Consider the following 15513-nt stretch of genomic DNA (forward strand, 5'->3'; position numbering starts at 1 on the left):
GGTGCCCGATCCCTTAAGGTGAAGGCGCCAAACGGAACTGCAAACGGCCGCCAGGCCGTCGACTCAAGACGGAAACTTATGAACCCGAACTTTCTCGATTTCGAACAGCCGATTGCTGACCTGCAAGCCAAGATCGAAGAGCTGCGTCTGGTCGGCGACGACAACGCGCTGAACATCAGCGACGAGATTTCCCGCCTTCAGGACAAGAGCCACGCGCTCACCGCGAGCATCTTCGGCAACCTGAGCAGCTGGCAGATCGCCCAGTTGGCGCGGCATCCGCGACGTCCCTACACCCTCGACTACCTCGGGCACATCTTCACCGACTTCGAGGAGCTGCACGGCGACCGCCATTTCACCGACGATGCCGCCATCGTCGGTGGCGTGGCGCGTCTGGACGGCGAGCCGGTCATGGTCATCGGCCACCAGAAGGGCCGCGACGTGCGCGAGAAGGTCCGCCGCAACTTCGGCATGCCACGTCCCGAGGGGTATCGCAAGGCCTGCCGCCTGATGGAGATGGCCGAGCGTTTCAAGCTGCCCATCCTGACCTTCATCGACACTCCCGGCGCTTATCCCGGCATCGATGCCGAGGAGCGCAACCAGAGTGAGGCCATCGCCTGGAACCTGCGGGTCATGGCGCGCCTGAAGACGCCGATCATCGCCACGGTGATCGGCGAGGGCGGCTCCGGCGGTGCGCTGGCGATCGGTGTCTGCGACCGTCTGAACATGCTGCAGTACTCCACCTACGCGGTGATTTCGCCAGAGGGTTGCGCCTCGATCCTCTGGCGCACTGCCGAGAAGGCCGCCGATGCCGCCGAGGCGATGGGCATTACCGCCGCGCGTCTGAAGGACCTCGGCATCGTCGACGAGGTGATCGGCGAACCCCTGGGCGGCGCCCACCGCGATCCAGCGGCTACCGCCGAGGGCGTTCGCCAGCAACTGCTGGCCCAGTTGGATGTCCTGCGTGGCCTGGATAGCGACACGCTGCTCGAGCAGCGCTATGAGCGTCTGATGAGCTACGGTCGCGGTTGATGCGCGCTGGCCGGGCGGTGTACCGGCAGGGGCGAGCGGATGCATCTGGCTGGCCTGGCGTCTGCCGCTCCCGGTGTGCGGCCCAGTGGTCTGTTCGGCTGATGCTTCCGTGATATGTCCTGCATGAGCCTGGAGTCCCGCCTGCTCGCCATCCTGGCCCCCTGGCGCGATGCGCCCGGCTGGCGCCTGGCTTTTTCTGGCGGGTTGGACTCCACTGTCCTCCTGCATTTGCTGGTGCGGCTCGGCCGGCAGCACAAGCTGCCGCCGCTGACCGCCCTGCATGTCCACCATGGCTTGCAGACCGCAGCCGACGACTGGCCGGAGCATTGCCAGCGGGTCTGTGCACGGCTGGGGGTTCCCCTGCATATTCTCCGGGTTCGCGTCGAGGCTGGCGCCAGCCTTGAGCGTGCCGCTCGCGAGGCGCGCTATCAGGCTTTCGCTGAGCTGCTGGGAGTGGGCGAATTGCTGCTGATTGCGCAGCATCAGGACGATCAGGCGGAAACCCTGCTGTTTCGCCTGTTACGCGGGGCTGGGGTGCGCGGTCTGGCAGCGATGCCCGAACTGCGGCGGCTTGGTCATGGCTCGCTGCTGCGTCCCTTGCTGGGGGTTGCCCGGGCGGAGCTGGAGTTCTACGCCCGACAGGAAGGCATCTCCTGGGTCGAGGACCCTTCCAACTTGGAGCTGAGCTACTCGCGTAACTATCTGCGTCACCAGGTGCTGCCGCTGCTTGCCGGGCGCTGGCCGCAGGCCGTGCGCAGCATGGCCCGCAGCGCCGCGCACATGGCCGAAGCGCAGGAGCTGCTGGACGATCTGGCACGGCTGGATCTGGCCTCGGCAGGGGGAAAGAGCGATTTTTCCTGGCTCGGCTTGCCGTCGCTGGCCCTGACACCGTTGCTTGGGCTATCGCTGGCGCGCCAACGCAATGCCTTGCGTCACTGGCTGGAGACTTTCACGCCATTGCCGGATACCGACCACTGGGCGGGCTGGGAGGCGTTACGCGATGCGGTGCCGAATGCTGCCCCGGTCTGGCGCTTGGCCGAAGGCGAGTTGCATCGGGGAGCCGGGCGGATCTGGTGGCTGGCTGGCGACTGGCTGCACCCGCCCGTCGGGCCGCTGCCTTGGGACGAACCTGCAGGGCCGTTGACGCTGCCGGGCAACGGCTGCCTGCAGTTGCAGGGCCAGGGGCCGGGCGGCCCTCTCGAGGTGCGCTACCGGCAGGGTGGCGAAGTGTTGGCTGTGCCGGGGCGTGGCCATCGCGACCTCAAGCGCCTGCTCAACGAGCGCGGTCTGCCGGCCTTCGTCCGTGGCCGTCTGCCGCTGCTCTACCGCGGCGCCGAGCTGCTCGCCGTAGCCGCGTTGCCGGGACTCGACGGACCGGCGGACGGGGCCTGGCGACTGCTCTGGAGACCGCCGGGCAATGTCGAGGTTTGAGCTGAAAACCCCTTTCCGGTAGACTACGCTCCCGTCTTATATCGCTACTGCGGACTCCAGCCTGGGAACCCGTAGTGCCTTGCTGTTGTCGCACAGTGCGCAATTGCTCCTTCGCTTCCCCGGCGGCGCCAGCCGCTTAAACGCAGACTTCTAGGGTTATTCATGACGCGCTACATCTTCGTCACGGGCGGTGTTGTTTCTTCATTGGGGAAAGGCATCGCATCGGCATCCTTGGCGGCTATCCTGGAGGCGCGGGGGCTGAAGGTCACCCTGCTCAAACTGGATCCCTACATCAACGTCGATCCGGGCACCATGAGCCCCTTCCAGCATGGCGAGGTGTTCGTCACCCAGGATGGGGCCGAGACCGACCTCGACCTGGGTCACTACGAGCGTTTCGTGCGCACCACCATGACCCGCAACAACAACTTCACCACCGGCCGTGTCTACGAGGACGTGCTGCGCCGCGAGCGCCGTGGTGATTACCTGGGCGCCACCATCCAGGTCATCCCGCACATCACCGACGAGATCAAGCGGCGGATCATCAAGGGCGCCGGCGATGCCGATGTGGCCATGGTGGAGATCGGCGGCACCGTCGGCGATATCGAGTCCCAGCCGTTCCTCGAGGCGATCCGTCAGCTGCGTCTGGAGGTCGGTGCCAAGCGTGCGATGCTGATCCACCTGACCCTGGTGCCCTACATCGCCACCGCCGGCGAAACCAAGACCAAGCCGACCCAGCACTCGGTGAAGGAGCTGCGCTCCATCGGCCTGCAGCCGGACGTGTTGATCTGCCGTTCCGACCACCCGATCGACATATCCTCGCGGCGCAAGATCGCCCTCTTCACCAACGTGGAGGAGCGCGCGGTGATCGCCCTGGAGGACGTCGACACCATCTACAAGATTCCCTCGGTGCTGCATGCCCAGGGGCTCGACGACATCGTCGTCGAGCGCTTCGGTCTGGAGTGCAAGAGCGCCGACCTCTCCGAATGGGAGCGCGTGGTCGATGCCAAGCTGCATCCGGAGAAGGAAGTGACCATCGCCATGGTCGGCAAGTACATGGAGCTGCTGGACGCCTACAAGTCGCTGATCGAAGCCATGGGCCATGCCGGCATCCAGAACCGCACCCGCGTCAATCTGCGCTACATCGACTCGGAGGATATCGAGAACCAGGGCACCGCGCTGCTGGAGGGCGCCGACGCCATCCTGGTGCCGGGCGGCTTCGGCCTGCGCGGGGTGGAAGGCAAGATCGCCGCGGTCAAGTATGCCCGCGAGAACAAGGTGCCCTACCTGGGCATCTGCCTCGGCATGCAGGTGGCGGTGATCGAGTACGCCCGCAACGTGCTGGGCTGGGCCGACGCCAACTCCACCGAGTTCGACAAGTCCTGCGGCCATCCGGTGGTTGGCCTGATCACCGAATGGCAGGACGCCACTGGCGCTACCGAAACCCGCAGCGAGTCCTCCGACCTGGGCGGCACCATGCGCCTGGGCGCCCAGGACTGCCAGCTGGAGCAGGGCTCCCAGGTGCGCCAATGCTACGGCAAGGAGACGCTCGTCGAGCGTCACCGCCACCGCTACGAGGTCAACAACAACCTGCTGCCGCAGCTGACCGGGGCCGGCCTCAAGATCACCGGCCGCTCCGGCGACGGCGCGCTGGTGGAAGTGATCGAGGTGGCCGACCATCCCTGGTTCGTCGCCTGCCAGTTTCACCCGGAATTCACCTCGACCCCGCGCGACGGCCATCCGCTGTTCAGCGGTTTCGTCAACGCCGCGCTCGCACAGAAAGCCCGGAAGGCCTGAGCCATGACCCAGAAGACTATTCGAGTCGGTACCGTCGAGATCGCCAACGATAGGCCCATGGTGCTGTTCGGCGGGATGAACGTGCTGGAGTCGCGCGACCTGGCGTTGAAGGTCTGCGAGGAATACGTCCGGGTTACCGAGAGGCTCGGCATCCCCTACGTGTTCAAGGCCAGCTTCGACAAGGCCAATCGCTCCTCGATCACCTCCTACCGCGGCCCGGGCCTGGAGGAAGGCATGCGGATCTTCGAGGAGGTGAAGAAGGCCTTCGGCGTGCCGGTGCTCACCGATGTGCACGAGCCTTGGCAGGCCGCACCGGTGGCGGAGGTCTGCGACATCCTCCAGTTGCCGGCCTTCCTGTCCCGGCAGACCGATCTGGTGGTCGCCATGGCCAAAACCTCCGCGGTGATCAACATCAAGAAGGCTCAGTTCCTCGCCCCCCAGGAGATGAAGCACATCCTCAGGAAATGCGAGGAGGCCGGCAACGACCAGCTGATCCTCTGCGAGCGCGGCACCTCCTTCGGCTACAACAATCTGGTGGTCGACATGCTCGGCTTCGGCATCATGAAGCGGTTCGAGTATCCGGTGTTCTTCGACGTGACCCACGCCCTGCAGATGCCGGGCGGTCGCGCCGACTCCGCCGGCGGCCGCCGTGCCCAGGTCACCGACCTGGCCAAGGCTGGCATTAGCCAGGGACTGGCCGGGCTGTTCCTCGAGGCCCATCCGGATCCCGATCATGCCAAGTGCGACGGCCCCTGCGCCTTGCGTCTGGACAAGCTCGAGCCCTTCCTCGCCCAGCTCAAGCAGCTGGACGACCTGGTCAAGAAATTCCCGCCAATCGAAACTGCTTGAACCCTGTCGCTTGCAGCTATCTATGGAGTGTTGAACAACAATGGCAAAGATCGTCGACATCAAGGGACGCGAAGTGCTCGATTCCCGTGGCAACCCCACCGTGGAAGCCGACGTGATTCTCGACAATGGCATCATCGGCAGTGCCTGCGCCCCGTCCGGTGCCTCCACCGGATCCCGCGAGGCGCTGGAGCTGCGTGACGGTGACAAGGCGCGCTATCTGGGCAAGGGCGTGCTGAAGGCCGTGGCCAACGTCAACGGCCCCATTCGCGACCTGCTGCTGGGCAAGGATCCGGCCGACCAGAAGGCGCTGGACCGGGCGATGATCGAGCTGGACGGCACCGAGAACAAGGCCGGCCTGGGCGCCAACGCGATCCTCGCCGTGTCTCTCGCCGCCGCCAAGGCCGCCGCCAAGGACAAGGGCGTGCCGCTCTATGCGCACATCGCCGACCTGAACGGCACCCCGGGCGTCTACTCCATGCCGGTGCCGATGATGAACATCATCAACGGCGGCGAACACGCCGACAACAACGTCGACATCCAGGAATTCATGGTGCAGCCGGTCGGCGCCAAGACCTTCGCCGACGCGCTGCGCATGGGCGCTGAGATCTTCCACAACCTCAAGGCCGTGCTGAAGGCTCGCGGTCTCAACACCGCGGTGGGTGACGAGGGCGGCTTTGCGCCGAACCTGGCCTCCAACGAGGATGCCCTGGCCGCCATCGCCGAGGCGGTCGAGAAGGCCGGCTACAAGCTGGGCAGCGACGTGACCCTGGCTCTGGACTGCGCTTCCAGCGAGTTCTACAAGGACGGCAAGTACGACCTGGCCGGCGAGGGCAAGGTGTTCGACGCCGCCGGTTTCGCCGATTACCTGGCCGGTCTGACCCAGCGCTACCCGATCATCTCCATCGAGGACGGCATGGACGAGTCCGACTGGGCCGGCTGGAAGGGCCTGACCGACAAGATCGGCGCCAAGGTGCAACTGGTCGGCGACGACCTGTTCGTGACCAACACCAAGATCCTCAAGGAGGGCATCGAGAAGGGCATCGGCAACTCGATCCTGATCAAGTTCAACCAGATCGGCTCGTTGACCGAAACCTTGGAAGCCATCCAGATGGCCAAGGCCGCCGGCTACACCGCGGTGATCTCGCACCGCAGCGGCGAAACCGAAGACAGCACCATTGCCGACCTGGCCGTGGGCACCGCCGCCGGGCAGATCAAGACCGGTTCGCTGTGCCGCTCCGACCGCGTGTCGAAGTACAACCAGCTGCTGCGCATCGAGGAGCAACTGGGCGCGAAGGCTCCGTACAAGGGCCGTGCCGAGTTCCGCGGCTGAGCCGTGGCGCACCAGGAAAGGGGCGGCGCGAGCTGCCCCTTTTCGTATGGCGAGCGAACCCATGAACAGGGAGCTTGGTGAGGCCCCTGCGCCCCGCTACCAGAGCGAAGTGTCGACATGTCATTCCTGCGTAGTCACTATTGGCTTTTCGTCGTGTTGGCCCTGCTGCTGGGCAGTCTGCAATATCGCCTGTGGGTAGGTGACGGTAGCCTGGCCCAGGTGACCGAGCTGAAGCGACAGATCTCCGAGCAGCAGGACGAGAACAAGCGCCTGCACGAGCGCAATCGGATTCTCGAGGCCGAAGTGCAGGAGTTGAAGAAAGGCATGGAAACCGTGGAGGAGCGTGCCCGCCATGAGCTCGGCATGGTCAAGGAAGGCGAGACTCTCTATCAGCTGACCAAATGAACGTTCCCGACCTGCCATTCTTCTGGGCCGTGATTCCGGCTGCCGGCATCGGCAGCCGCATGCGCGCCGATCGTCCCAAGCAATACCTGCCGCTCGGCGGCAGGAGCATTCTCGAACATACCCTCGACTGCTTCCTCGACCATCCCCGGCTGAAGGGGCTGGTGGTCAGTCTGGCGGCAGGCGATCCCTACTGGCCGCAGCTGCCCTGTGCGGGCGACGGGCGGGTCCTGCGCGCCGCCGGGGGCAGCGAGCGTGCCGACTCGGTATTCAATGCCCTGCAACTGCTCGCCGGACAGGGCGCGGATGTCGCGGACTGGGTGCTGGTGCACGACGCCGCACGCCCAAATCTGGCTCGTGCCGATCTGGATCGGCTGCTGGCCGAGCTGGCTGACGATCCGGTCGGCGGCCTGCTGGCGGTGCCGGCACGGGACACTCTGAAGCGCGCCGGTGCTGACGGCAGGGTACGCGAGACCATCGACCGTTCGGTAATCTGGCAGGCCTATACGCCGCAGATGTTCCGCCTAGGTGCGTTGCGCCAGGCCTTGGGCGACGCGCTGGCGGCCGGCGTGGCGATCACCGACGAGTCCTCCGCCATGGAGTGGGCCGGGCAGGCTCCTCGGCTGATCGAGGGGCGTACGGACAATCTGAAGATCACGCGTCCCGAGGATCTGCACTGGCTGGCCCGGCGCTGGGAGGGTGGCTGAACGCCTGCGGTTGCTCGCCGATGGTGTACTCGAGGATCTTTTCCGGACGAACGGTCATCCCCTTATCCGCTCTGAAGTAGACTTCTGCTTTTCCACGCATCGAGACTGTCTGTCATGACCATCAAATCCCGTGCCGCCGTCGCTTTCGGGCCGAACCAGCCGCTGCAAGTCGTCGAGGTGGACGTGGCGCCGCCGAAAAAGGGCGAGGTGCTGGTGCGCATCGTCGCCAGCGGCGTCTGCCATACCGACGCCTACACCCTGTCCGGCCAGGACAGCGAGGGTGTGTTTCCGTGCATCCTCGGCCACGAGGGCGGTGGCATCGTCGAGGCGGTGGGTGAGGGGGTCACCTCGCTCTCGGTAGGCGACCACGTGATCCCGCTCTACACCGCCGAATGCCGCGAGTGCAAATTCTGCAAGTCCGGCAAGACCAACCTGTGCCAGGCGGTGCGCGCCACCCAGGGCAAGGGCCTGATGCCGGACGGCACCACCCGCTTCAGCTACCAAGGCCAGCCGGTCTACCACTACATGGGCTGCTCGACCTTCTCCGAGTACACCGTGCTGCCGGAAATCTCCCTGGCCAAGATTTCCAAGGAGGCGCCGCTGGAGAAGGTCTGCCTGCTCGGCTGCGGGGTGACCACCGGCATCGGCGCGGTGCTCAACACCGCCAAGGTCACCGAGGGTTCCACCGTGGCGATCTTCGGCCTCGGTGGCATCGGCCTGGCAGCGATCATCGGCGCCAAGATGGCCAAGGCCAGCCGCATCATCGCCATCGACATCAACCCGGCCAAGTTCGAGGTGGCCCGAGAGTTGGGCGCCACCGACTTCATCAATCCACAGGATCACGACAAGCCGATCCAGGAGGTGATCGTCGAGATGACCGACGGCGGCGTGGACTACAGCTTCGAGTGCGTCGGCAACGTGCAGCTGATGCGCGCCGCGCTGGAGTGCTGCCACAAGGGTTGGGGCGAGTCGACCATCATCGGTGTGGCCGGCGCCGGCCAGGAAATTAGCACTCGACCGTTCCAGCTGGTCACCGGCCGGGTCTGGCGCGGCAGCGCTTTTGGCGGCGTCAGGGGTCGCACCGAGTTGCCGAGCTACGTGGAGAAGGCGCAAAAGGGAGAGATCCCGCTGGATACCTTCATCACCCACACCATGGGTCTGGAAGACATCAACAAGGCCTTCGAGCTGATGCACGAGGGCAAAAGCATCCGCACCGTCATCCACTTCTGAGTGGGGCGGCGCTCGCTTCTCGATGATCGCGCCCACGCACCTGCGTGGGCGCTCCGTTTCCGGACTCCGTTCAAGGACCGCCCATGACCCTCGAACTGCTCTCCAGCCAGAAAAGCTTCGGTGGCTGGCACAACCGCTATCGTCACCACTCAGCCACCCTGAGCTGCGACATGGTGTTCGCCGTGTACCTGCCGCCGCAGGCGGAGCAGGGCGCCAAATTGTCGGTGTTGTACTGGCTGAGCGGACTGACCTGCACCGACGAGAACTTCATGCAGAAGGCCGGCGCGCAGCGCCTGGTCGCCGAGCTGGGGCTGGTCATAGTCGCGCCGGACACCAGCCCGCGCGGCGAGGGCGTGCCGGGCGATCCCGACGGCGCCTGGGATTTCGGCCTCGGCGCCGGCTTCTACCTGAATGCCACCCGAGAGCCTTGGGTGCAGCACTACCGCATGCACGACTACGTGGTGCACGAGCTGCCGGCGCTGATCGAGGCCAATTTCCCGGTCAGCGGCAGGCGCGGGATCAGCGGCCACTCCATGGGTGGGCACGGCGCGCTGGTCTGCGCCCTGCGCAATCCTGGGCGTTACCGGTCGCTGTCGGCCTTCGCGCCGATCGTCAACCCGAGCAACTGCCCGTGGGGCGAGAAGGCCTTCTCGCGTTACCTCGGCCAGGACCGCGACGCCTGGCGCGAGTGGGACGCTTGTGCGCTGCTGATCGAGGCCAGCGAGCGCCTGCCGATCCTGGTCGATCAGGGCGAGGCCGACGGCTTCCTGGACAGCCAGCTCAAGCCGGAGGTGCTGCGTGCCACCGCCGAGGCGGTCGGCCACCCGCTGACCCTGCGCCTGCAGCCGGGCTACGACCACAGCTACTACTTCATCGCCAGTTTCATCGACGACCACCTGCGCCATCATGCGGCGGCGCTGAACGGCTGACGCGCCCACCGGCCGGTCTGTCCTGTAGAATCGCGCCCTGACTTCCTGAGGGCGTTCTTCTCTTATGCGTATCGGCCACGGCTACGACGTGCACCGCTTCGGCGCGGGCGATTTCATCACCCTCGGCGGCGTGCGCATTTCCCACAAGTTCGGTCTCATCGCCCATTCCGACGGCGACGTGCTGCTGCATGCGCTCAGTGATGCACTGCTCGGTGCCGCGGCGCTGGGCGACATCGGCCGGCACTTTCCGGACACCGATCCACAGTTCAAGGGCGCCGACAGCCGCGTGCTACTGCGTCATGTTGTGGCACTGGTACGGGAAAAGGGCTGGCGGGTCGGCAACATCGACGCCACCATCGTCGCCCAGGCGCCGAAGATGGCCCCGCATGTTGAGCACATGCGCCTGTTGATCGCCGAGGATCTGCAGGTCGGCGTGGAGCAGGTCAACGTCAAGGCCACTACCACCGAGAAGCTCGGCTTCACGGGGCGCGAGGAGGGTATCGCCGTGCACGCGGTAGCCCTGTTGCTGCCGCTATGACGGAGTTCGAGCTGCTTGGGCCCAAGGCCCATGGCGAAGCCTGCGGCCAGGCGGTGCTCAAGGCCTCGGCGGAGGACTTCCAAGTTGACGAAGTGCTGGACATCCCGCTGAGCGGGCAGGGCGAGCACCTCTGGCTGTGGGTAGAGAAGCGCGGGCTGAATACCGAAGAGGCGGCACGGCGTCTTGCCCGCGCTGCGGGGATGCCGCTGAGGGCGGTCAGCTATGCCGGCCTGAAGGACCGCCAGGCCCTGACCCGTCAGTGGTTCAGCCTGCACCTGCCGGGCAAGGCCGATCCCGATCTCGCAGCTGCAGAAGACGACAGCCTGCGCATTCTCGAGCGCACCCGTCATTCGCGCAAACTGCAGCGCGGTGCCCACGCGGCCAACGGCTTCACCCTGCGCCTGACTAATCTCGCTGCCGATCGCCCGGCACTGGAGGCGCGTCTGGAAAGGATCCGCCGCGACGGGGTGCCCAACTACTTTGGTTTGCAGCGTTTTGGCCATGCCGGCGGCAATCTCGCCGAAGCCCGGGCCTTCGCCGCGCGGCGCGAGTTGCCGAGTCAGCGCAACCTGCGCTCGCGGCTGCTCTCGTCGGCACGCAGCTACCTGTTCAACCGAGTACTGGCCGAGCGGGTTGCGGCCGGCACCTGGAGCTGGGCACTGCCGGGCGACCTGCTGGCTTTCACCGACAGTCGCAGTTTCTTCATGGCCGGAGAGGCCGAGTGCGCGGACCCGCGTCTGGCTCTGCTCGACCTGCATCCCACCGGGCCCTTGTGGGGCGCGGGCGGCTCTCCGGCCGGCGCGGACATCAAGACGTTGGAAGAAACCATCGCCGCGGGCGAGACGTCGCTGTGCGACTGGCTGGGAGAAGCGGGCTTGGTGCACGAACGACGCATTCTGCGCCTCCCCATCGCCCGGATGGCGTGGCATTATCCCACTACCGACATCTTGCAACTGGAATTCGTCCTGCCGGCCGGCTGCTTCGCCACTGTGGTGGTCCGCGAGCTCGTCGATCTGCTGCCGGCAGGTCCAATGGACACTTCATGCGTATTCTGATCGCCAACGACGACGGGGTATATGCCCCCGGTATCGCCGCACTTCACGATGCTCTGGCCGATATGGCCGATTGTGTGGTCGTCGCCCCCATCAAGGACATGAGTGGCGTCAGCAGTTCGTTGACTCTGGATCGACCACTGCATCCGCAACCCTTGCCGAACGGCTTCATCGCTCTCGACGGAACTCCTACCGATTGTGTCCACCTGGGGCTCAACGGCTTGCTCGATCCGGTTCCGGACATGGTGGTGTCCGGTATCAACCTGGGCGCCAATCTCGGGGACGACGTGCTCTATTCGGGAACCGTGGCCGCAGCCCTCGAGGGGCGCTTCTGCGATCGGCCGGCCTTTGCCTTCTCGTTGCTGTCGCGCGAGCCAGACAATTTGCCGACGGCCGCGCACATCGCCCGTATTCTGGTCGAGCATCACGAACGGCTCGAGTTGCCGCCGCGCACCGTGCTCAGCGTGAACGTCCCCAACCTGCCGCTCGACCATATCCGTGGCATCCGTTTGTGCCGCCTCGGCCATCGGGCCCGGGCCAAGGCGCCGGTCAAGGTGGTCAACCCGCGTGGGAAGGAAGGCTACTGGATCTCGGTGGCCGGCGATGTCGAGGATGGCGGGCCGGGGACCGATTTCCACGCCGTGATGCAGGGCTATGTAGCAATCACCCCACTGCAGCTCGATCGTACCTTTCACGAGGCCTTCGCCGGCCTCGATAGCTGGCTGGAGGGGTTGCTCTGATGCGCCGCCGGCATGACGACCTGTTGCACAGTGGCATCGGTATGACCTCGCAGCGCACCCGCGAGCGGCTGATCCAGCGCCTCTACGAGGAGGGCCTGTCCAGTGCCTCGGTGCTTGAGGTGATTCGCTGCACGCCGCGCCATCTGTTCGTCGACGAGGCCCTGGCGCACCGGGCCTACGAGGACACCGCCCTGCCGATCGGCCACAATCAGACGATTTCCCAGCCTTACATGGTAGGCCGCATGACCGAGGTACTGCTCGCCGGCGGCCCGCTCGACAAGGTGCTGGAGATCGGCACCGGTTCCGGTTATCAGACCGCGGTACTGGCGCAGTTGGTGGAGCGGGTGTTCTCCGTCGAGCGAATCCAGACGCTGCAGGAGCGGGCCAAGGAGCGACTGCTCGAACTCAGGTTGCGCAATGTGGTCTTTCGCTGGGGCGACGGTTGGGAGGGCTGGCCGGCGCTGGCGCCTTATAATGGCATCATGGTTACCGCTGCCGCTCCGGACGTGCCGCCGGCACTGCTGGATCAGTTGGCCCCGGCGGCCGTCTGGTGATTCCGGTAGGCACTGGCGATGAACAGCAGCTGTTGCTGATCATTCGCGAGACTGACGGCTTCCGCCGTCATGTGCTGGAGACCGTGCGTTTCGTGCCCTTGCTTCAAGGTTCCTTGTTCTGACCGGTTAGATAGGCTTCGTGAAGTCCTCCTTGCCGTTTTTGCGGAAGGGCGCCGCCATGGATGCGGCCGATGATGTTGTGCCCGGTGTTCGGGATGGTTGCGTCATCTTCATCAATGCTATCCATGACAAACTGCTACGTTTCGTTGAGCGTCTGGTCCGGCTGCGTTGTTGCTGCGTGGGCGCGCCGGGGAGGCTTGGCCGCGTGTCATGCGGCCTTACTGCGGACCCTTCCGGGCAGCGTTGTCAGGTAATCAAAATTCGTCGGAGTTCCAGTGTCACGTCATCGGAAAGAGGATGCGCGGGTGAGTTTCAGAGTTCTTCAATTTGGGGTTGGCGGCCGCGCTGCCCGGCTTCCGCTGACTGGCATTGCTGTTGCCCTGCTGCTGGCTGGATGCGCCAGCTCTTCCCGGATAACGTGCAGGTGGTAGAGCAGCAGCCTGCGGTTCCGCGTGTTACCACTGGTCAGCATGTGGTCAGTCGTGGCGAGTCGATTTCTTCCATCGCCATACGTTATGGCTGGGACTGGCGGGAGTTGGCGGCCCGCAATGGCATCGCTGCACCTTATGTGATTCATCCGGGCCAGAAGATCCAGTTAGGTGCGGTACGACAGATGGGAGCGTCGCAAGCGGTTCGGCAGCCGACGCAGGCCGCGGTCGTCGCTCCTGCAGCTTCTGCTTCGGCGAGTTCGCCTGCTGTGGCAACGGCCCCGGCCAAGCCGGCTGAGGAGAAAGTCTTGGCGAAGCCCGCGACCACCACTCCTGGCGCCCAGGCAGCATTAGCATCCCGGGCTGCGTCCGGCTGGGCCTGGCCGGCCGAGGGGCCTCTGGTAGGACGCTTTTCCTCAAACGGTAGTTTGAATAAAGGCATTGATATCGGCGGGCAATTGGGCCAGCCTGTCGTGGCTGCGTCTGATGGATCGGTTGTTTATGCCGGAGGTGGGTTGCGGGGTTACGGCGAGCTGATCATCATCAAGCACAGTGACATCTATGTCAGTGCCTACGGTCACAACCGCAGGCTGCTGGTTCGGGAAGGACAACAGGTCAAGGCGGGGCAGACTATTGCCGAGATGGGATCGACAGGCACTGATCGGGTGAAGCTGCATTTCGAGATTCGCCGCCAAGGAAAACCTGTGGATCCTCTGCAATATCTACCTTCCCGGTGAACCGCTGCAGCCCGCTCCAGTCAGAGATAAGGGCTCAGGTGACAGCCATGGGATGGCGACGCCGGAGCTTGTTGTTGAACATAGCAGGGGACAACAACGATGGCTCTCAATATAAAAGCAAAAGAAGCGCCGGAGTTTGATGTAGACGATGATGTACTCCTGATGGACGCGGAGATTGTGCTCGAGGATGTCCTGGAAGACGAACCGGAGCTTTCCCCGGCGAAGTCCAAACAGGCCAACCTGAAGCAGCACAAATACATCGACTACAGTCGGGCGCTGGATGCGACCCAGCTTTATCTCAACGAAATTGGCTTCTCTCCATTGCTGACTCCGGCGGAGGAAGTGCATTTCGCGCGTCTGGCCCAGCGGGGCGATCCGGCTGGACGTAAGCGGATGATCGAAAGCAACCTGCGGCTGGTAGTCAAGATTGCCCGCCGCTATGTCAACCGCGGCCTATCGCTGCTCGACCTGATCGAGGAGGGCAATCTGGGCCTGATCCGGGCGGTGGAGAAGTTCGATCCGGAGCGCGGATTCCGTTTTTCGACTTACGCTACTTGGTGGATCCGCCAGACCATCGAGCGGGCCATCATGAACCAGACCCGCACCATTCGTCTGCCAATCCATGTGGTCAAGGAGCTCAATGTCTATCTGCGGGCGGCACGCGAGCTGACCCAGAAGCTCGACCACGAGCCTTCGGCGGAAGAGATCGCCAGCCTGCTCGAGAAGCCGGTCGCCGAGGTCAAGCGGATGCTCGGGCTCAACGAGCGGGTCACTTCGGTCGACGTCTCCTTGGGGCCGGATTCGGACAAGACCCTGCTCGACGTGCTGACCGACGATCGTCCCTCCGATCCTTGCGATCTGCTGCAGGACGATGACCTGTCGCAGAGTATTGACCAGTGGCTGTTCGATCTGACCGATAAGCAGCGGGAAGTGGTAGTGCGTCGTTTCGGTTTGCGTGGTCATGAGAGCTGCACGTTGGAGGAGGTGGGGCAGGAGATCGGTCTGACCCGCGAAAGGGTGCGTCAGATCCAGGTCGAGGCGCTCAAGCGCCTGCGAGAGATCCTTGAGAAGAACGGTCTGTCCAGCGACGCCCTGTTCCAGTAGCGTGGGTGAGCGAAGAGCGCGCCGTGAGCTTTGTTGGCTCTGGAAATGAAAAGGCCCGTCATTCGACGGGCCTTTTCATTTCCAGAGCGGAATCAGCGTTCCAGATGTTGCAGCTTGCCTTTCACACCATCCCAGTCTTCCGCGTCCGGCAGGGCTTCCTTCTTCTCGGTGATGTTCGGCCAGATTTCTGCCAGTTCGGCGTTCAACTGGATGAACTCCTGCATGTCCTCGGGTACTTCATCTTCGGAGAAGATCGCCTGGGCCGGGCATTCGGGCTCGCAGAGCGCGCAGTCGATGCACTCGTCCGGGTGGATGACCAGAAAGTTCGGCCCTTCGTAGAAACAGTCTACCGGGCAAACTTCAACACAGTCGGTGTACTTGCATTTGATGCAGTTGTCGGTGACGACGAAGGCCATTCCAATGTTCTCCTCAGGCGCAGCCGTGGAGCCGAGCCGGCTCTCTGCTTGTATGAAAGGGCTCCGGGCTTCAGGCTATAAAGGCCCCGGAGCTCCCTGAAAGCGCGCGATTCTAGCAGTTTG

The 15513-nt window shown here is 64.5% G+C and carries 15 protein-coding genes and 2 pseudogenes; 15 read left to right on the plus strand and 2 right to left on the minus strand.

The genetic code is table 11. From position 1 onward, the window contains the following. The first annotated feature begins 78 nt into the window (after window positions 1–78). From Atro_RS19025 to Atro_RS19085, 13 genes and pseudogenes are all read left to right on the plus strand, one after another. Window positions 79–1029, plus strand: coding sequence for an acetyl-CoA carboxylase carboxyltransferase subunit alpha (locus Atro_RS19025; RefSeq protein ID WP_497924779.1), 951 nt, complete (start codon window positions 79–81; stop codon window positions 1027–1029). A 123-nt stretch (window positions 1030–1152) separates the two neighbouring features. Further along, complete coding sequence (gene tilS, locus Atro_RS19030) at window positions 1153–2460, plus strand: tRNA lysidine(34) synthetase TilS (RefSeq protein ID WP_497924782.1); 1308 nt, start codon at window positions 1153–1155, stop codon at window positions 2458–2460. A gap of 162 nt (window positions 2461–2622) precedes the next feature. Beyond that, window positions 2623–4254 carry a CTP synthase gene (gene pyrG, locus Atro_RS19035; protein ID WP_497924784.1) on the plus strand — a complete coding sequence of 544 codons (1632 nt, stop codon included), beginning with the start codon at window positions 2623–2625 and terminating at the stop codon, window positions 4252–4254. Between the two features lie 3 nt (window positions 4255–4257). Beyond that, window positions 4258–5103 (plus strand): 3-deoxy-8-phosphooctulonate synthase, encoded by an 846-nt coding sequence (gene kdsA, locus Atro_RS19040; protein ID WP_497924786.1) that lies wholly within the window; start codon window positions 4258–4260, stop codon window positions 5101–5103. Window positions 5104–5143: 40 nt separating this feature from the next. Next, window positions 5144–6433 carry a phosphopyruvate hydratase gene (gene eno, locus Atro_RS19045; protein WP_497924788.1) on the plus strand — a complete coding sequence of 430 codons (1290 nt, stop codon included), beginning with the start codon at window positions 5144–5146 and terminating at the stop codon, window positions 6431–6433. A 117-nt stretch (window positions 6434–6550) separates the two neighbouring features. Further along, the gene (ftsB, locus tag Atro_RS19050) at window positions 6551–6838 is read left to right on the plus strand and encodes a cell division protein FtsB (protein WP_497924790.1); all 288 of its coding nucleotides are present in this window, start codon (window positions 6551–6553) and stop codon (window positions 6836–6838) included. After that, on the plus strand, window positions 6835–7542 hold the full coding sequence (ispD, locus tag Atro_RS19055) for a 2-C-methyl-D-erythritol 4-phosphate cytidylyltransferase (protein ID WP_497924792.1): 708 nt from the start codon (window positions 6835–6837) through the stop codon (window positions 7540–7542). Before ftsB ends, ispD begins: the two co-directional genes overlap by 4 nt. A 114-nt stretch (window positions 7543–7656) precedes the next feature. After that, window positions 7657–8772 carry an S-(hydroxymethyl)glutathione dehydrogenase/class III alcohol dehydrogenase gene (locus Atro_RS19060; RefSeq protein ID WP_497924794.1) on the plus strand — a complete coding sequence of 372 codons (1116 nt, stop codon included), beginning with the start codon at window positions 7657–7659 and terminating at the stop codon, window positions 8770–8772. Between the two features lie 83 nt (window positions 8773–8855). After that, window positions 8856–9701: an S-formylglutathione hydrolase gene (gene fghA / locus Atro_RS19065; protein WP_497924796.1), complete on the plus strand. Its 846-nt coding sequence runs from the start codon at window positions 8856–8858 to the stop codon at window positions 9699–9701. Window positions 9702–9765: 64 nt separating this feature from the next. Beyond that, window positions 9766–10239 carry a 2-C-methyl-D-erythritol 2,4-cyclodiphosphate synthase gene (gene ispF / locus Atro_RS19070; protein WP_497924798.1) on the plus strand — a complete coding sequence of 158 codons (474 nt, stop codon included), beginning with the start codon at window positions 9766–9768 and terminating at the stop codon, window positions 10237–10239. Further along, entirely contained in the window at window positions 10236–11294 is a 1059-nt protein-coding gene (gene truD, locus Atro_RS19075) for a tRNA pseudouridine(13) synthase TruD (RefSeq protein ID WP_497924799.1), read from the plus strand. Before ispF ends, truD begins: the two co-directional genes overlap by 4 nt. Further along, complete coding sequence (gene surE, locus Atro_RS19080; RefSeq protein ID WP_497924801.1) at window positions 11282–12031, plus strand: 5'/3'-nucleotidase SurE; 750 nt, start codon at window positions 11282–11284, stop codon at window positions 12029–12031. The genes truD and surE overlap by 13 nt, the downstream gene beginning before the upstream one ends. After that, window positions 12031–12707, plus strand: a pseudogene (locus Atro_RS19085) (protein-L-isoaspartate(D-aspartate) O-methyltransferase). The gene surE and the pseudogene Atro_RS19085 overlap by 1 nt, the downstream one beginning before the upstream one ends. On the opposite strand, the gene Atro_RS19090 reads toward Atro_RS19085, so the two are convergent. After that, window positions 12689–12832 carry a hypothetical protein gene (locus Atro_RS19090; RefSeq protein ID WP_497924803.1) on the minus strand — a complete coding sequence of 48 codons (144 nt, stop codon included), beginning with the start codon at window positions 12830–12832 and terminating at the stop codon, window positions 12689–12691. The pseudogene Atro_RS19085 and the gene Atro_RS19090 overlap by 19 nt on opposite strands. 178 nt (window positions 12833–13010) lie before the next feature. On the opposite strand from Atro_RS19090, the pseudogene Atro_RS19095 reads away from it, so the two are divergent. Continuing rightward, a pseudogene (locus Atro_RS19095) lies at window positions 13011–13870 on the plus strand (peptidoglycan DD-metalloendopeptidase family protein). Window positions 13871–13969: 99 nt separating this feature from the next. After that, entirely contained in the window at window positions 13970–14974 is a 1005-nt protein-coding gene (gene rpoS, locus Atro_RS19100; RefSeq protein ID WP_497924805.1) for an RNA polymerase sigma factor RpoS, read from the plus strand. Window positions 14975–15066: 92 nt separating this feature from the next. Here the strand turns inward: rpoS and fdxA are convergent, their stop codons facing one another. After that, window positions 15067–15390, minus strand: coding sequence for a ferredoxin FdxA (gene fdxA / locus Atro_RS19105; RefSeq protein WP_497924807.1), 324 nt, complete (start codon window positions 15388–15390; stop codon window positions 15067–15069). Window positions 15391–15513: the final 123 nt, after the last annotated feature.

It is taken from the genome of Azotobacter tropicalis (assembly GCF_059739045.1).

Excerpts from the sequence above, each read along its gene's own strand:
- Atro_RS19025 (WP_497924779.1), top strand. The coding sequence starts at position 79 with ATGAACCCGAACTTTCTCGATTTCGAACAGCCGATTGCTGACCTGCAA.
- tilS (WP_497924782.1), top strand. The coding sequence starts at position 1,153 with ATGAGCCTGGAGTCCCGCCTGCTCGCCATCCTGGCCCCCTGGCGCGAT.
- pyrG (WP_497924784.1), top strand. The coding sequence starts at position 2,623 with ATGACGCGCTACATCTTCGTCACGGGCGGTGTTGTTTCTTCATTGGGG.
- kdsA (WP_497924786.1), top strand. The coding sequence starts at position 4,258 with ATGACCCAGAAGACTATTCGAGTCGGTACCGTCGAGATCGCCAACGAT.
- eno (WP_497924788.1), top strand. The coding sequence starts at position 5,144 with ATGGCAAAGATCGTCGACATCAAGGGACGCGAAGTGCTCGATTCCCGT.
- ftsB (WP_497924790.1), top strand. The coding sequence starts at position 6,551 with ATGTCATTCCTGCGTAGTCACTATTGGCTTTTCGTCGTGTTGGCCCTG.
- ispD (WP_497924792.1), top strand. The coding sequence starts at position 6,835 with ATGAACGTTCCCGACCTGCCATTCTTCTGGGCCGTGATTCCGGCTGCC.
- Atro_RS19060 (WP_497924794.1), top strand. The coding sequence starts at position 7,657 with ATGACCATCAAATCCCGTGCCGCCGTCGCTTTCGGGCCGAACCAGCCG.
- fghA (WP_497924796.1), top strand. The coding sequence starts at position 8,856 with ATGACCCTCGAACTGCTCTCCAGCCAGAAAAGCTTCGGTGGCTGGCAC.
- ispF (WP_497924798.1), top strand. The coding sequence starts at position 9,766 with ATGCGTATCGGCCACGGCTACGACGTGCACCGCTTCGGCGCGGGCGAT.
- truD (WP_497924799.1), top strand. The coding sequence starts at position 10,236 with ATGACGGAGTTCGAGCTGCTTGGGCCCAAGGCCCATGGCGAAGCCTGC.
- surE (WP_497924801.1), top strand. The coding sequence starts at position 11,282 with ATGCGTATTCTGATCGCCAACGACGACGGGGTATATGCCCCCGGTATC.
- Atro_RS19090 (WP_497924803.1), bottom strand. The coding sequence starts at position 12,832 with ATGGATAGCATTGATGAAGATGACGCAACCATCCCGAACACCGGGCAC.
- rpoS (WP_497924805.1), top strand. The coding sequence starts at position 13,970 with ATGGCTCTCAATATAAAAGCAAAAGAAGCGCCGGAGTTTGATGTAGAC.
- fdxA (WP_497924807.1), bottom strand. The coding sequence starts at position 15,390 with ATGGCCTTCGTCGTCACCGACAACTGCATCAAATGCAAGTACACCGAC.